Consider the following 15,335-nt stretch of genomic DNA (forward strand, 5'->3'; position numbering starts at 1 on the left):
CGGGTTGGCGGTGCCCTTGTGTTCCTCAAACCGTTCGTACGGACGGGCGAGACCAGGGCAAAGTCTACCGGCGCGCGTTCTCCTCCTGGGGGGCCTGTGCGCGAGACCGGCGCGGGAGGACTCTCAGGGCATCACCCATATCGGCGACTTCTATGACCTTCATGCCGGCCGGAACCCTTCCCGGATCGGTCGGAACCAGGGCGTGCGTGAAGCCCAGACGGTGTGCCTCGGCGAGCCTGCGCTGGACCCCCGTGACCCGTCTGACCTCGCCCGCGAGGCCCACTTCGCCGATCGCCACGAGGTTCTTGGGAAGGGGGGTGTCGCTCGCCGCGCTGGCCAGCGCCAGCGCGACCGCGAGGTCCGCGGCGGGTTCGGAGAGCTTCACGCCGCCGACCGTCGCGCTGTAGATGTCCCGCTTGCCGAGCGCGCTGATCCGGCCGCGCTGCTCCAGCACCGCCAGCATCATCGAGACCCGGGACGTCTCCAGTCCGGAGGTGGTGCGCCGGGGCGACGGGATCTGCGAGTCGACCGTCAGCGCCTGGACCTCGGCGACGAGCGGGCGCTTGCCCTCCAGGGTGACGGTCAGGCAGGTGCCGGGCACGGGCTCGTCGCGGCGGGTGAGGAACAGGCCGGAGGGGTCGGCGAGGCCGGTGATGCCCTCGTCGTGCAGCTCGAAGCAGCCGACCTCGTCGGTCGCGCCGTATCTGTTCTTGACGCCCCGCACGAGCCGCAGCCGGGCATGGCGGTCGCCCTCGAAGGACAGCACCACGTCGACGAGGTGCTCCAGCAGCCGCGGCCCCGCGATCGCCCCCTCCTTGGTCACGTGGCCGACCAGGAGCGTCGCCATGCCGCGCTCCTTGGACGCCCGGATGAGCGCCCCGGCGACCTCCCTCACCTGCGCCATGCCGCCCGGTGCCCCGTCGATCTCGGGGGAGGCGACGGTCTGCACCGAGTCGAGGATGAGGAGCGAGGGCTTGACGGCGTCCAGATGGCCGAGGACCGCCGACAGGTCCGTCTCGGCGGCGAGGAACAGATGGTCGTTGATCGCCCGGATCCGGTCGGCGCGCAGGCGCACCTGGCTCGCCGACTCCTCGGCCGTGACGTACAGCGTGCGGTGGTGCTCGCTCGACGCCTTGGCGGCCACGTCCAGCAGCAGCGTCGACTTCCCGACGCCCGGCTCGCCCGCGAGCAGCACGACGGCCCCCGGGACGAGGCCGCCGCCGAGCACCCGGTCCAGCTCGCCGACACCGGTCGACCGGGCGGTGGCCTGCCGGCTGTCGACCTGGCCGATGGGCAGCGCGGCGCTGCTGACCCGCCCGGCCGCGGTGGTCCGCACGGCGGGGGTGCCGCCGAACTCCTCGACCGTCCCCCAGGCGTGGCATTCGGGGCAGCGGCCGAGCCACTTGGCGGTGGTCCAGCCGCACTCGGTGCAGCGGTAGGACGGCCGGTCTTTCGCGGTCTTCGTACGGGCAGCCATGACGCAACCGTATAGGCGGGGTACGACAGTGCCGTCGGGCACCGTTCGGGAACGGCGGTGAGCGCGGGCGTGCGCCCATCTGTGCCGCTGCCACATCCGGCGGAATGTCGGATTCCGGTGCGTCGGATCGGGGCCGGATCGCGGCTGGATCGATACCGGAACACGGCCGGATCGGGGCGGAAAGGAGGTGGATCAGGGTTGAATCCTGAATTCCTGTCCCCTTTTGAGCGATACGTTCACCCGTAAGGGTTAAATGTGCTGAAGGGGCGCCAAAGGCGTGCTGTCCGCTGCCTACGGTCACCGGATGACGAGCAGCAGGCTGGAGCCCCCCACGCACACCACCGGCGCACACCGGTCGCGACATCGTGCGCCCCACTCCTCGACGCAGCCTGTGCCGCAGCGGCTCCCGGTGCGCTGCGAGCCGCATCTCGACGGCCTGTTCACCTACTGCCTCTCCGTGCTCTGCGACCACGACGCCGCCACGGAGGCGCTCGGCGGTGTGCTGGCGATCGCGGAACGCCAGGAGGGGCGGTGCCCCGAGGGGGAGGAGGAACGTAAATCCTGGCTGTACGCGCTGGCCAGGTGGATGTGCCTGCGCATGCTCACCGAGCGGAAGCAGGGCCGCCGGGGGCATCACCACCGGCTGGGGAAGTCGTCCGCGAGGCAGTCGGCCGAGCAGGAGGCCAAACGCGGACGGGAGGGGAGGCGGGAGGCGAAGCGGGCGGCCGGCCCCCCGGGCAAGCAGCCGGACGGCCCGACCGCCCAAGGGGCGCGCGCCGGGCGCCGTACGCCCCCCGCCGTCGTCACGACGGTCCCCGCCTCCGCCCCCGACGCCGCATCCCGCTTCGACCTCGACCCCGCTCGCACCCCCTTCGTGCCGGGTGGTGCGCCGACGGTCCGGGAGCGCGCCGCCGAATCCGAGGCCGCCGCCGAGGCACACCGTCGCGAACTCGCCCAGCTGGCCTGGCCCGAGGCGGCGGGGACCACGCCCGAGCAGCGCGAGGCGCTCGAACTCGCCGTGCGCCACCGCCTCGGCCCGCGCGCCGTCGCCTCCGTGCTGGGGCTCGAACCGACGGCCGCCCGCGAACTCCTGGCCGCCGCCGCGTGCGAGGTGGAGCGCACCCGCGCCGCCCTCGCCGTCGTCGAGTCCGGCAACTGCCCCACCGTCGCGCGGCTCACCGGGGGTCATCGCGTCCTGCTCTCGGCGACCCTGCGCCGGGAACTCGTCCGGCACGTCGACGACTGCCCCCGTTGCCGCCGGGCCGCCGAGCGGGTCGGTGCCGACGGCCCCTGGCCGGGCGCGGACGTCGCCCAGGCCACCGCGCTGCCGGTCGTGCCCGCGCCGCGGCCCTCCGCGTACGTGGCGATGGTCCACGCCCGGCGGAACCGGTCCGGCGGGCCCCGGTTCGACCGGGCGGGCTTCCCCCTTCACCCGAAGGACCACGCCGCGCGCCGGGACCGGCTGCGGGCCAGGGTCGTGACGACGACGGTGGTGGCCACGGTCGTCGCCGCCCCGGTGATCGCGCTGTGGACCGCCTACCGCAGTGCCCCGCTGACCGGCGAGGGGCACGAGGGCTCCTCGGTCGCGGCGACCGAAGCGGACCTCCGCCACGAGTTCGACGACCCGCGCGACCACTACGAGAACGCGGGGAACGCCCGGCCCGGTCCCGGTTCCGGCGCGGGCCGCGCGGCGGACGTCTCGGCCGAGGTGATCGGCGCGGGCCGGGTGCCCGGTGCGGCCGACGGGCTCACCGTCGAGGCCCGTTCGTACGGGGCCACCACCCTGATCCGCCTGACCGCCGCGGGCGGCGCCCCGGTCGCCTGGTCGGCCCGCGCGGACGTGCCGTGGCTGCGCCTCAGCAACTCCTCGGGCACGCTCGCCGCGGGCGAGAGCGTCACCGTACGGGTCCTGGTGGACCGCTCGCGCGAACCCGCCGGACGGTGGAGCGCGCGCGTCGCCCTCGTTCCCTCGGGCTCCGTCGTGGCCATCCGGGGGAACGGTGCGACGGTGCCGTCGCCCGGGGGTCCGGCCCGCCCGGGTGTGCCCGGCCCCGGCCCGTCCGTACCCCCGTGGCAGCCCACATCCTCGCCGGAGCCCACGCGGCCGACCGACCCGACTCCCACGCCGACCGACCCCGCGCCGTCACCGACGGAACCGGCACCCACCGATCCAGAGCCGACCCCGGAGCCGACCGGTACGGCGCCGTCCATCGAACCGGACGGCTCCGCACGGAGGCGCTGAGGACGGAGCGGGACGGTCCCGGGCGGGCCGGGACGAACCCCGCCCCGGCCGGCCCCAGCTGTTCCCCCGCCCCGGCCGGCCCTCAGCCGTTCCTCCGCCCCGGCCGCCTCTCCGGTCCCGTCCGGGCCCGTCCGGCCCCTCTCGTCCCGCTCAGGCCCGATCGGCCGGGTGATCCGCCGGGTCCGCCGGGTGCGGGGCCATCGGCAGCAGCGAGGCCATCCGCTCCTCGCACAGCTCCACGAGCCGCTCGTAGCCCTCCTTGCCCATCAGCTCGGTCAGCTCCGGGCGGTACGAGACGTACACCGGCTTCCCGGCGCCGTGCGCCGATGTCGCCGAGGTGCACCACCAGTGCAGGTCGTGACCGCCCGGCCCCCAGCCCCGGCGGTCGTACTCACCGATGGACACCTGGAGCACGCGCGTGTCGTCGGGCCGGTCGATCCACTCGTACGTGCGCCGGATCGGCAGCTGCCAGCAGACGTCCGGCTTGGTCTCCAGGGGCTCCCGGCCCTCCCGCAGCGCCAGGATGTGCAGCGAGCAGCCCGCGCCCGCGGCGAAGCCCGGACGGTTCTGGAAGATGCACGAACCCTTCCAGCGCCGCGTCTGGCGTTCCCCGTCGTCGTCGACCTGGACCCAGCCCGTCGCCGTGCCGACGTCGTGGAACTGCCACAGCTCGGGGGTCAGCCGCTCGACGTGGCCCGCCACGCGCTCCTCGTCCTCCTCGTCGGAGAAGTGCGCGCCCAGCGTGCAGCACCCGTCGTCCGCGCGGCCCGCCTGGATGCCCTGGCAACCACTGCCGAAGACGCAGGTCCACCTGGAGGTCAGCCAGGTCAGGTCGCAGCGGAAGACCTGCTCGTCGTCGGCGGGGTCGGGAAACTCGACCCAGGCGCGGGCGAAGTCGAGTCCGACCTCGTCCCCGGACCGGCCCGGCCCGTCCACTTCCTGCCGCCGCATCTCCTGCTTCGATTCCTGCCGCTCCGTGTCCTGCTTCTTCGCGTTCTTGCTCTTCGCGTTTTTGTCCGGCTTCGCCTTTTTCGTCTTTGGCACGCGCCAAGGGTAAGTCCGCGCTGCCGGTAGCGTTCCTGGTATGAGACTCGGAGTCCTCGACGTGGGTTCGAACACAGTGCATCTTTTGGTGGTGGACGCGCACCCCGGCGCCCGCCCGCTGCCGGCGCACTCGCACAAGGCGGAGCTACGCCTGGCCGAACTCCTCGACGACGACGGGGCGATCGGCCCCAGGGGCGTGGACCGGCTGGTGGCCACGATCACCGACGCCCTCCAGGCCGCCGAGGACAAGGGGTGCGAGGACGTCCTGCCGTTCGCCACGTCCGCGGTGCGGGAGGCGAGCAATGCGGACCGGGTGCTGGCCCGGGTGCGGGAGGAGACGGGCGTCGACCTCGCCGTGCTCAGCGGATCGGAGGAGGCGCGGCTCACCTTCCTCGCCGTGCGCCGCTGGTTCGGCTGGTCGGCGGGACGGCTGCTGGTCCTGGACATCGGGGGCGGCTCGCTGGAGGTCGCGTTCGGCGTCGACGAGGAACCGGACGCGGCGGTGTCGCTGCCGCTCGGGGCGGGCCGGCTGACCGCCGGATGGCTGCCGGGCGATCCGCCGGACCCGGCGGCCGTGAAGGCCCTGCGCCGCCACGTACGGGCCGGCATCGCCCGGAGCGTGGGGGAGTTCAACCGGCTCGGGCGTCCGGACCACGTCGTGGCCACGTCCAAGACCTTCAAGCAGCTCGCCAGGATCGCGGGCGCCGCACGCTCCACCGACGGCCTGTACATCCAGCGGGGGCTCACCCGCAAGGCGCTGGAGGAGTGGGTGCCGCGACTCGCGGAGATGACCGTCGAACAGCGCGTCACGCTGCCCGGGGTCTCCGAGGGCCGGGCCCGGCAGCTGCTCGCCGGGGCACTGGTGGCGGAGGGGGCCATGGACCTGTTCGGCGTCGACGAGCTGGAGATCTGCCCGTGGGCGCTGCGCGAGGGCGTCATCCTGCGCCGACTGGACCATCTGCCGGCGGAACGGGCCGCGCTGGGCCGGACCGGGGGCGAGTCGCGCCGGGGGACGAGCCCGGCGGGGAGCGGCGAGCCCGGACTCCGGCTGATCCCGTCCGAGGGCGATCCGGGTTCGGAGGCCGGGTAGGCGGCCCGCCCCGGACCGGGAGCCGAGCGGGCCGGTCCGGACCGGTGGCCGGCGGCTGGTACCGGGTCCGGGGCGGGCGAGGGGCCCGGGTGCCGGGCCCGTCGGCTCTGTCGGCCCTGGCGGCCGCGTGGGCCGCGTGGCGGCCGGGTGGGCCGAGCGGCCGGGTGGGCCGCACCGCTTCCCATGGACCTCGTCACTTTCCGCCGAGAGCTCTCGGCGGCGCGTACCCGTGCCCGTACGCTGTCCCAGTGGCAGAACCAGTGGTGCGCGTCCCCGATGCGAAGGTCGCCCTGTCCACCGCCTCCGTCTACCCGGAGTCGACGGCGACGGCCTTCGAGATCGCCGGGCGTCTCGGTTACGACGGTGTCGAGGTCATGGTGTGGACCGACCCCGTCAGCCAGGACATCGAGGCATTGCGGCGGCTCTCGGACCACCACGGGGTACCGATCCTCGCCGTCCACGCGCCCTGTCTGCTGATCACGCAGCGCGTCTGGTCCACCGATCCGTGGGTGAAGCTCCAGCGCGCCCGCGCCGCGGCGGAGAGGCTGGGGGCGACGACCGTCGTCGTCCACCCCCCGTTCCGCTGGCAGCGCGGATACGCGCGTGACTTCGTCACCGGGATCTGGCGCATGGCGGACGAGACCGATGTCCGGTTCGCCGTCGAGAACATGTACCCGTGGCGGTACCGGGACCGCGAGATGCTCGCGTACGCCCCCGACTGGAACGTCACCAACGACGACTACCGCCACTTCACCGTGGACCTCTCGCACACCGCGACGGCCCGCACGGACGGCATGGCCATGGTCGAACGAATGGGCGACCGGCTCGCCCATGTCCATCTCGCCGACGGCAAGGGCTCCAACAAGGACGAGCACCTGGTGCCCGGACGCGGCGACCAGCCCTGCGCCGAACTCCTGGAGCGTCTGGCCCGCAACGGCTTCGGCGGCCACGTCGTCATCGAGGTCAACACCCGCCGCGCGATGTCCTCCGCCGAACGCGAGGCCGACCTGGCGGAGGCGCTCGCCTTCACCCGGCTCCACCTGGCGTCCTCCTCGACCGAGGTGCCGCGCCACCGCCCGTGAACCGGTCCGGGCACTGAGCATCCCGTCCCGCATACCGGACAGAGTGTCCAGATCTTGGAGCCGTGGGCGTAGGCTCGGAAACAGTCTTTTCATGTCGAAGGAGCGAGAGACGATGCCCCAGCTGAGGTCCCGCACTGTCACCCATGGCCGCAACATGGCGGGCGCCCGCGCCCTTATGCGGGCCTCGGGCGTAGCGAGCGAGGACATCGGCAAGCCGATCATCGCGGTCGCCAACTCCTTCACCGAGTTCGTCCCCGGCCACACCCACCTGGCCCCGGTCGGCCGGATCGTCTCCGAGGCCATCCGCGCCGCGGGTGCCGTGCCGCGGGAGTTCAACACGATCGCGGTCGACGACGGCATCGCGATGGGACACGGCGGAATGCTGTACAGCCTCCCCTCCCGCGACCTGATCGCCGACTCCGTCGAGTACATGGTCGAGGCGCACTGCGCGGACGCACTGATCTGCATCTCCAACTGCGACAAGATCACCCCCGGCATGCTGATGGCCGCGATGCGTCTCAACATCCCGACGGTCTTCGTGTCCGGCGGCCCGATGGAGGCCGGCAAGGCCACCCTCGTCGACGGCACGGTCCGCAAGCTCGACCTGATCAACGCGATCAGCGACGCCGTGAACGAGAACGTCTCGGACGAGGACATCCTCCGCATCGAGGAGAACGCCTGCCCCACCTGCGGCAGCTGTTCCGGCATGTTCACCGCCAACTCGATGAACTGCCTGACCGAGGCCCTCGGCCTCTCCCTCCCCGGCAACGGCTCCGTCCTCGCCACGCACACCGCCCGCAGGGCGCTGTACGAGGAGGCCGGCCGCACGGTCGTCGAGATCACCAAGCGCCACTACGAGCAGGACGACGCGTCGGTCCTGCCCCGCTCCATCGGCACCCGTGCCGCGTTCGAGAACGCCATGGCGCTCGACATCGCCATGGGCGGCTCCACCAACACGATCCTGCACCTGCTCGCCGCCGCCCAGGAGGCCGAGCTGGACTACGACCTGACCGACATCGACGCGGTCTCGCGCCGGGTCCCGTGCCTCTCGAAGGTCGCGCCCAACGTCGCCCCCGGCGGCACGTACTACATGGAGGACGTGCACCGGGCGGGCGGCATCCCCGCGATCCTCGGCGAACTGCACCGCGGCGGCCTGCTCAACGAGGACGTGCACGCGGTCCACTCCGACTCCCTCGCCCAGTGGCTGAAGGACTGGGACGTCCGCGGCGGCTCCCCGTCCCCCGAGGCCGTCGAGCTGTGGCACGCGGCCCCCGGATGCGTCCGTTCCGCGACCGCCTTCTCGCAGTCCGAGCGCTGGGAGACCCTCGACCTGGACGCGGTCGGCGGCTGCATCCGCGACCTGGCGCACGCGTACTCCGAGGACGGCGGCCTCGCGGTCCTCAAGGGGAACCTCGCCGTGGACGGCTGCGTCGTGAAGACGGCGGGCGTCGACGAGTCGATCTGGACCTTCGAGGGCCCGGCCGTCGTCTGCGAATCGCAGGAGGAGGCCGTCGACAAGATCCTCCGCAAGGAAATCAAGGAGGGCGACGTCGTCGTCATCCGCTACGAGGGCCCGCGCGGCGGCCCCGGCATGCAGGAGATGCTCTACCCGACGTCCTTCCTCAAGGGCCGCGGCCTCGGCAAGAGCTGCGCCCTGGTGACCGACGGCCGCTTCTCCGGCGGCACGTCGGGCCTGTCCATCGGGCACGCGTCGCCGGAGGCCGCGTCCGGCGGCACGATCGCGTTCGTCGAGGACGGCGACCGGATCCGGATCGACATCCCGAACCGGTCGATCGAGCTCCTCGTCCCCGAGGCCGAGCTGGCCGTCCGCCGCGAGGCGCTGAACGGCGCGTACACGCCGAAGAACCGGGACCGCAAGGTCAGCGCCGCGCTGCGGGCCTACGCGGCGATGGCGACCAGCGCGGACCGGGGCGCGGTGCGCGACGTGTCCATGCTCGGCTGACCCGGCACCGTACGCGTAGCCACGCCCGCGTGTACGCACACGCGCGCAGGGCTCCCGAGGACCCCGCTCTCACCAGTGAGCGGGGTCCTCGCCGTCGACGGCGAACACGGACCCGTCCGGCGCGGTACCGAACACCGCACGGCCCACGGCGACGGGCGCGGGCAGCTCCGACGCGTACGTGAGCGTGCCGTTCCGCAGCCGGGGCCCCGTCTGCCCCAGCAGCTTCCCGTGCTCGGTGTCCACGGCGAGCAGTCGCCCGTCGGCCGCCGAGAAGTACAGCCGGTCCGGCCGACCGCTCCCGTCCCCGGCGGCGAGGACGGGCGCCGACGTCCGCCCCGCCGCGGTCTCCAGCTGCCAGCGAATCGTTCCGCCACCGTCCGGACGCAGATCGACGGCGACCAGGGTTCCGCCCCGGGCCAGCAGATAGGCGGTGTCCCCGCCCACCACGGCCTCCGGTTCGTTCATCCGGAACGGCAGTTCCACCCGCGTGACGCGCCGCCGCTCCGGGTCGTAGCGGACGAGCCCGACCGTCTGGGCGTCCTCGTTCATCGTCGTCAGGACGAGCGCACCGTCCGCGGTCCCCACCGGAGTGAGCATGCCGTCCAGCCGGCGCTGCCACGCCGCGCGCCCCGATTTCGCGTCGACGGCGGTGACGAGCGTGGTCGCCCCGTCGGCCGAGTGCTCGAAGGCGTAGGCCAGCCCCGGCCCGCCGTCGTAGAGCGCATAGTCGGGCCGCTGGTGGCCCGGGACGGCGCGCCGCCAGCGGGAGACGCCGGTCGCGGAGTCGAGTGCCTCGGTCGTGCCGTCCTCGGCGGTCAGCAGCAGGGTGTCGCCCGCGGCGAAGGGGACGCCGAGGTACGGGGAGAGGTCCGCCTCCCAGACCCGCTCGCCCTTCGCGGGGTCGTACGCGCGTACCTTCCGGCCCGGCACCGCCGTGTGCACCAGACCGCCGGAGACCGACACCACGGAGGCTGCCGGGCCGGTTCCGGAGGAGCGACGGGACCACAGCACCCGGCCGTCCCCGGGGTCCAGCCGGGCGACCGCGACGCCGGCCGCGGCGCAGTACAGCGCGGCGGCCGGGCCGGACGTCCCCTCGGCGGCCTTCCCTGCGTCTCCGGCGGCTCCGGTGTGCTCCGCGTTCTCCCCGTTCTCCGCGGCTCCCGTGCGCTGTGCCGCGTACGCGTGGCAGACCGGGGTGGAACCACCCGTGGCCGGGAGCGAGGTCCGCCACGGCGCGGACACGGAGACCGCCGCCTTCGCCCGGCCACCGGCCCCGCCCGAGCCGCCCGTCGCGGCGTACGCCCACACCCCACCGGCGCCGAGGGCGACCAGCGTGGCGGCGACCACCGGCCACCGCCACCGCCTGCCGCCGCCGACGGTCGCGTCGGAGTCCCGCCCGGCCGTACGCGCACTCACATGCGTGTCGGCCTCCGTGCCCGCCCCGGCGTCGCCGGCCTTGGCCCACGCGCCCACGCCCGCGGCCCCGGCGCTCTCCCGCGCCGCCGCCGCCTCTTTCGGAGGGCGTTCCGTACGACGCCGCTGTGTCGGCACGAACGCGGCGGCCTCGTACGAGGGAGGACGCAGCTCCGTCATGACCTCGTCCGGAGTGGGCCGCTGCGCGGGGTCCTTCGCCAGGCACCGGGCGATCAACGGGGCCAGGTCCCCGGGCACCCCCGCAAGATCGGCCTCGTCGTGCACCACCTGGTAGGCCACGATGTAGGGGCTGTCGGAGTCGAAGGGCCCCCGGCCGGTCGCCGCGTGGACGAGCACGGACCCCAGCGCGAACACGTCGGCGGCGGGCCCGACCTCGCGCGGCCGCTGGAACTGCTCGGGCGCCATGTACGGCGGCGAGCCGATCAGCTTGCCCGTCTCGGTGCGCAGATCGCTGTCGTACGGGCGGGAGATCCCGAAGTCGATGACCTTGGGCCCGGAGTCGGAGAGCAGGACATTGCTCGGCTTGAGGTCGCGGTGGATCACCCCGGCCCGGTGGATGTCGCGCAGCGCCTCGGCCAGCCCCGCCGTCAGCCTGCGCAGTTCGGCGGGGGCCATCGGACCGTTCCGCTTCACCTGGTCCGAGAGCGTGGGGCCGGGCACGTACAACGTGGCCATCCAGGGCCGTGCGGCATCCGGATCGGCATCGACGACCGGTGCGGTGAACGCCCCGCTGACCCGCCGTGCCGCCCCGACCTCCTGCCGGAAGCGCGCCCTGAACTCGGGATCCGCGGAGTAGTGCTCGTGCACCACCTTGACCGCGAGCTGAAGTCCCGAGGCGGAGCGCGCCAGGTGCACCACGCCCATGCCGCCCGCGCCGAGACGTGCTTCAAGGCGGTACTGGCCGGCGTACTCCGGATGTTCCGCTTCCGGATCCGTACCGGCATCTCGCAGCGGCGGCATCGCCCACCCCCGTGTGTTCGTCCGCGAGCGCGACGCACGGAGCCTAGTCGATGGTGCGTGCGAAGACGGTGGGGGCTTGTAGCCTGCGCGTCGTACACGTCGTACACATCGATTCTCGACGGGGGAGGGCCGCACGGCCATGGAAGAGCACATGGAAGAACACACCGGGACGAGCACGGACGCCGTGGCGGAGGGCGCGGCCGAGGACGTGGCGACGCTCGCGGGCGACGACGTCCCCCGCTACCCGATCGCACCCGGGTACCGCGTCAACGTCCGCAGGGGGCCGGGCACCCAGTACGGCATCGTCCGGACGCTCCCGTACGGAATGAAGGTCCCGGTCTACTGCCAGAAGGTGGGGGAGCGCGTCACCGGCCCGTACGGCACCTCGAACATCTGGGACAACATCGCCAACGGCCAATTCGTGTCGGACGCCTACGTGCGCACGGGCAGCGACGGCTACATCGCCCCCCGCTGCGACTGACCACCGACCGCTGACGGCGAGCACGGACACGACGGCGGCAACGGCCTGGCCGGGACGGGAAGGCCCTGGGAACACCCCGGGGACGGCCGGGGCGGGAACGGCCCGGGGATAATCGATTCCGTGAGCGACAACAGCGAAGCCCCCGGCGCCGACGCCGCCGCCAGGTCCGGCGGCGCCGAGCAGCCCCGTTCCACGGCGTCAACCGCGCCCGGCCCGCAGCCCGAGCCCCTGCCCTTCTTCGGTACGACCTGGGTCGACCACGACGGGGGCTACGGGCTGCGCCGCGTCGGGGCGGCGGTCGGCTCGCTCGCCGCCACGGCCGCCGCCTGCTTCGTGCTCCGCTTCGCCTACCAGGGGCTGGAGATCGCCGACGTCGGCAACGTCGTCGGCGTTCTGGTGATCGTGATGTTCGCGATCTGCAGCGCCATCGCCTTCCGCAAGACCTGGGAGGGATTCGGCCGACGGCCCGCCGACCCGGCGCGCGAGGCGAGCCTGCGCGGACTGAAGACGATCGGCTTCACCGGCTCACTGCTCGCCTACTTCCTCCGTACGTTCATGGAGGCGCCGGGCGAGCGGCTGCGCCGCACGGAGTACGAGGAGGCCCTGGCCCGCTACGCGAAGCGCCGCTCGGCCCGTACCGGAAACCCGGCCGTCCGCAAGGGCGCCAAGGGCAAGCGCCCGAAGCGGAGGTAGCCCGCTCACGGACTCGGTCCCGGTACAGGAACGGACCGGCCCGGCCGGGAAACAGACCGGCGCCGGCACAGGAACGGGCCCGCACGGAGTCGGACCGGCCCCGGCACGGAGTCGGACCGGCCCCGGCACGGAGTCGGACCGGCCCCGGCACGGAGTCGGACCGGCCCCGGCAAAAACCCGGCGGGCGAAGCCAGGATGGACCAGGATTCCCCCATGCCGTCTTCCGACACCGCACGCACCCCCGCAGACAGGTCCGCAGGTGCAGCCGGGGGCACTCCGGCAGGCGCCGCCGAGGACTCCGCCCCGTCCCGCGCGCTCTCCTTCGACCGGGCCGCCGCCCGGTACGCCGCGGCCCGCCCCGGATATCCGCCCGCCCTCTTCGACGCCGTCGAGGAACTGGCCGGGCGTCCCCTGCGCGGAGCCCGCACGATCGACGTGGGCGCGGGCACCGGCATCGCCACCCGGCTGCTCCTCGACCGGGGCGCCCAGGTCCTCGCCGTCGAACCGGGCCCCGGTATGGCGGGCCAACTGCACCGGACGCTCCCGCGCGTCCCGGTCGTGCGCGGCGACGGCAACCGCCTGCCTCTCGCCACGGCCTGCGCCGACCTGATCACGTACGCCCAGTCCTGGCACTGGACGGACCCGGGCCTGTCCGCCGCCGAGGCCCTGCGCGTTCTGCGTCCCGGCGGCGCGCTCGCCCTCTGGTGGAACGTCTCCGACCGCTCCGTCCCGTGGATCGCCGAGCAGGATGTCCGCCTGCGCCGCTTCTTCGGCGCGGACAGGAGCGCCCACGGTTCGCCGGACCACTCCCCGCGCCTGCTTCCCGAGTTCGGCCAGGTGCACCGCTCGGTGCCCTGGGCCCGGACGGTCTCCCTCGACACCCACCTCGCCAACCTCGGTACCCACTCCGCCTTCCTCGTTCTCGGCGACGAGGCCGCGCGGCGGTTCCTCCGCGAGGAGCGCGAGCGGCTGTCGGAGCTCTTCCCGGACGGCACGGTCGAGGAGAGCTACGTGGTCGAGCTGGTCGTGGCGATCCGCCAGTAGCGACTCCTCTCCACGGTGCGAGGATGACGCCAGCACCACCACGACCACCGACCACCGCGCACCGACGAACGAACGCGACGAGATCGCGAGCACAGCCCGGAGGGTGAACCACATGACCCAGACAGTCGCCGTCCTCGGCACCGGCAAGATCGGAGAGGCCCTCCTCAGCGGCATGATCCGGGCGGGCTGGCGTCCGGCGGACCTGCTGGTCACCACCCGCCGCTCCGAACGCGCCCGGGAACTGCACGACCGCTACGGCGTCGACTCCGTCGGCAACGCCGAGGCGGCCAAGCGCGCCGACATCCTCATCCTCGCGGTGAAGCCCCAGGACATGGGCCGGCTGCTCGACGAACTGGCCGCGCACGTCACCGCCGACCGCCTGGTCATCAGCGCCGCCGCAGGCATCACCACCGCGTTCATCGAGGACCGCCTCGCCGCGAACACCCCCGTCGTCCGCGTCATGCCGAACACCCCCGTCCTCGTCGACGAGGGCATGTCCGTCATCTCCGCGGGCAGCCACGCCACCACCGAACACCTCGCCGCCGCCGAGGCGATCTTCGGCGGTGTCGGCAAGACCCTGCGCGTGCCGGAGTCCCAGCAGGACGCGGCCACCGCCCTCTCCGGCTCGGGCCCCGCGTACTTCTACTTCCTCGTCGAGGCGATGACCGACGCCGGAATCCTGCTGGGCCTGCCCCGCGCCCAGGCCCACGAACTGATCGTCCAGGCCGCCATCGGCGCTGCCGTGATGCTCCGCGACAGCGGCGAGCACCCGGTCAAGCTCCGCGAGGCCGTCACCAGCCCGGCCGGCACCACCATCAGCGCCATCCGCGAGCTGGAGAACCACGGCGTCCGCGCCGCGCTCATCGCCGCCCTCGAAGCCGCCCGCGACCGCAGCCGCGAACTCGCCTCGGGCAACGGCTGAACCCGGGTCAGCCGATGGCCGACGGGTGTCCGGCCGCCTCGATGAGCACCCCACGCCCCGCGCCGACCGGGACGCCGGCACCCTCGCCCCGGTGCGGGACCACGCCTTGGCCCACCCGGCCGAACCCCGAACGGTCGCCACCCCGGCCGCCCGCGCCGGCATGTCCCCGCGGCTCCTTCGCCCGTCACTTCCAGGGCCACCACGGGCACCAGCCCGCTCCGCTGGCTGATCACCCAACGCGCAGCCGCCACCCGGAAGCCGCTGGAACAGACGGACCCGCCCCTGCCCGAGGGAACCCTCTGCTCCGGATTCGGCAGTGAGATCACCATGCGCCAGCACTTCGCGACCCACCTCTCCACCAGCCCCCGTGACTACCGCCGGGCCTTCCTCCGCACCCTTGACCAGCCGGAGGTTGACACGGCTCGCCCACATCCGTAAGGTGCTCCGAGTTGTCCGACGCGAGCGCCGACCCGGTCGGTCCCCGGACAGCCATTCCGCAGTATCCACTTTCGGCCGACGACGCCTGTTGTCATGCCGATTGTGTGTATGTGTGAAATGAGGAATCCGCGTTCCGAGGAACGCGACCCCGATTAGCGTCGAGGCCTGTGATTCCGCTAAAGTCTCGCTCGCCGGAAGGGCCCGACGGCCCTGAACGCAAATCCCGCTGACTGGGAATCAGGCCCGAAAGGATCTGATAGAGTCGGAACCGCCGAAAGGGAAAAGCGCGAAAGCGTGGGACCCGGAAGGCGAACCCGCTTCGACCGGGAATCGGACACGAAAGAGTCTGATAGAGTCGGAAACGCAAGACCGAAGGGAAAGCCCGGAGGAAAGCCTGGACCGGAAGGTCGGGGTGAGTACAAAGGAAGCGTCCGTTCCTTGAGAACTCAACAGCGTGCCAAAAGT

At 73.1% G+C, this 15,335-nt stretch carries 11 protein-coding genes and 1 pseudogene; 9 read left to right on the top strand and 3 right to left on the bottom strand.

Annotated features, from left to right (window positions below):
• Positions 1-64 precede the first annotated feature (64 nt).
• On the bottom strand, positions 65-1,477 hold the full coding sequence (radA, locus tag ACFYY6_RS30385) for a DNA repair protein RadA (RefSeq protein ID WP_351518861.1): 1,413 nt from the start codon (positions 1,475-1,477) through the stop codon (positions 65-67).
• A 304-nt stretch (positions 1,478-1,781) separates the two neighbouring features.
• Between radA and ACFYY6_RS30390 the strand changes: the two genes are divergently transcribed.
• On the top strand, positions 1,782-3,719 hold the full coding sequence (locus ACFYY6_RS30390; protein ID WP_389196596.1) for a hypothetical protein: 1,938 nt from the start codon (positions 1,782-1,784) through the stop codon (positions 3,717-3,719).
• A 150-nt stretch (positions 3,720-3,869) separates the two neighbouring features.
• On the opposite strand, the gene ACFYY6_RS30395 is transcribed toward ACFYY6_RS30390, so the two are convergent.
• Positions 3,870-4,763, bottom strand: coding sequence for a hypothetical protein (locus ACFYY6_RS30395; protein ID WP_389196598.1), 894 nt, complete (start codon positions 4,761-4,763; stop codon positions 3,870-3,872).
• A 40-nt stretch (positions 4,764-4,803) separates the two neighbouring features.
• On the opposite strand from ACFYY6_RS30395, the gene ACFYY6_RS30400 reads away from it, so the two are divergent.
• The 3 genes from ACFYY6_RS30400 (at position 4,804) to ilvD (ending at position 8,898) form a co-directional block, all read left to right on the top strand.
• Positions 4,804-5,853, top strand: coding sequence for a Ppx/GppA phosphatase family protein (locus ACFYY6_RS30400; protein WP_351518865.1), 1,050 nt, complete (start codon positions 4,804-4,806; stop codon positions 5,851-5,853).
• Between the two features lie 248 nt (positions 5,854-6,101).
• Positions 6,102-6,935, top strand: a complete 834-nt coding sequence (locus ACFYY6_RS30405) for a sugar phosphate isomerase/epimerase (protein WP_073789661.1) — start codon at positions 6,102-6,104, stop codon at positions 6,933-6,935.
• Between the two features lie 112 nt (positions 6,936-7,047).
• Complete coding sequence (ilvD, locus tag ACFYY6_RS30410) at positions 7,048-8,898, top strand: dihydroxy-acid dehydratase (protein ID WP_389196608.1); 1,851 nt, start codon at positions 7,048-7,050, stop codon at positions 8,896-8,898.
• A 69-nt stretch (positions 8,899-8,967) separates the two neighbouring features.
• On the opposite strand, the gene ACFYY6_RS30415 is transcribed toward ilvD, so the two are convergent.
• On the bottom strand, positions 8,968-11,292 hold the full coding sequence (locus ACFYY6_RS30415) for a PQQ-binding-like beta-propeller repeat protein (RefSeq protein ID WP_389196600.1): 2,325 nt from the start codon (positions 11,290-11,292) through the stop codon (positions 8,968-8,970).
• A gap of 151 nt (positions 11,293-11,443) precedes the next feature.
• Between ACFYY6_RS30415 and ACFYY6_RS30420 the strand changes: the two genes are divergently transcribed.
• From ACFYY6_RS30420 to ACFYY6_RS30440, 5 genes and pseudogenes are all read left to right on the top strand, one after another.
• Positions 11,444-11,773, top strand: coding sequence for an SH3 domain-containing protein (locus ACFYY6_RS30420; RefSeq protein WP_351518871.1), 330 nt, complete (start codon positions 11,444-11,446; stop codon positions 11,771-11,773).
• A 120-nt stretch (positions 11,774-11,893) separates the two neighbouring features.
• The gene (locus ACFYY6_RS30425) at positions 11,894-12,466 is read left to right on the top strand and encodes a hypothetical protein (protein WP_351518873.1); all 573 of its coding nucleotides are present in this window, start codon (positions 11,894-11,896) and stop codon (positions 12,464-12,466) included.
• Positions 12,467-12,679: 213 nt separating this feature from the next.
• Positions 12,680-13,510: a class I SAM-dependent methyltransferase gene (locus tag ACFYY6_RS30430; protein WP_351518874.1), complete on the top strand. Its 831-nt coding sequence runs from the start codon at positions 12,680-12,682 to the stop codon at positions 13,508-13,510.
• Between the two features lie 112 nt (positions 13,511-13,622).
• Entirely contained in the window at positions 13,623-14,432 is an 810-nt protein-coding gene (gene proC / locus ACFYY6_RS30435; RefSeq protein ID WP_073789669.1) for a pyrroline-5-carboxylate reductase, read from the top strand.
• Positions 14,433-14,475: 43 nt separating this feature from the next.
• A pseudogene (locus ACFYY6_RS30440) lies at positions 14,476-14,870 on the top strand (helix-turn-helix domain-containing protein); the annotation flags it as partial.
• Positions 14,871-15,335 lie beyond the last annotated feature (465 nt).

Source organism: Streptomyces sp. NPDC001750 (assembly GCF_042892615.1).
Classification (GTDB): Bacteria; Actinomycetota; Actinomycetes; order Streptomycetales; family Streptomycetaceae; genus Streptomyces.

Excerpts from the sequence above, each read along its gene's own strand:
- radA (WP_351518861.1), bottom strand. The coding sequence starts at position 1,477 with ATGGCTGCCCGTACGAAGACCGCGAAAGACCGGCCGTCCTACCGCTGC.
- ACFYY6_RS30390 (WP_389196596.1), top strand. The coding sequence starts at position 1,782 with ATGACGAGCAGCAGGCTGGAGCCCCCCACGCACACCACCGGCGCACAC.
- ACFYY6_RS30400 (WP_351518865.1), top strand. The coding sequence starts at position 4,804 with ATGAGACTCGGAGTCCTCGACGTGGGTTCGAACACAGTGCATCTTTTG.
- ilvD (WP_389196608.1), top strand. The coding sequence starts at position 7,048 with ATGCCCCAGCTGAGGTCCCGCACTGTCACCCATGGCCGCAACATGGCG.
- ACFYY6_RS30415 (WP_389196600.1), bottom strand. The coding sequence starts at position 11,292 with ATGCCGCCGCTGCGAGATGCCGGTACGGATCCGGAAGCGGAACATCCG.
- ACFYY6_RS30420 (WP_351518871.1), top strand. The coding sequence starts at position 11,444 with ATGGAAGAACACACCGGGACGAGCACGGACGCCGTGGCGGAGGGCGCG.
- ACFYY6_RS30430 (WP_351518874.1), top strand. The coding sequence starts at position 12,680 with ATGCCGTCTTCCGACACCGCACGCACCCCCGCAGACAGGTCCGCAGGT.
- proC (WP_073789669.1), top strand. The coding sequence starts at position 13,623 with ATGACCCAGACAGTCGCCGTCCTCGGCACCGGCAAGATCGGAGAGGCC.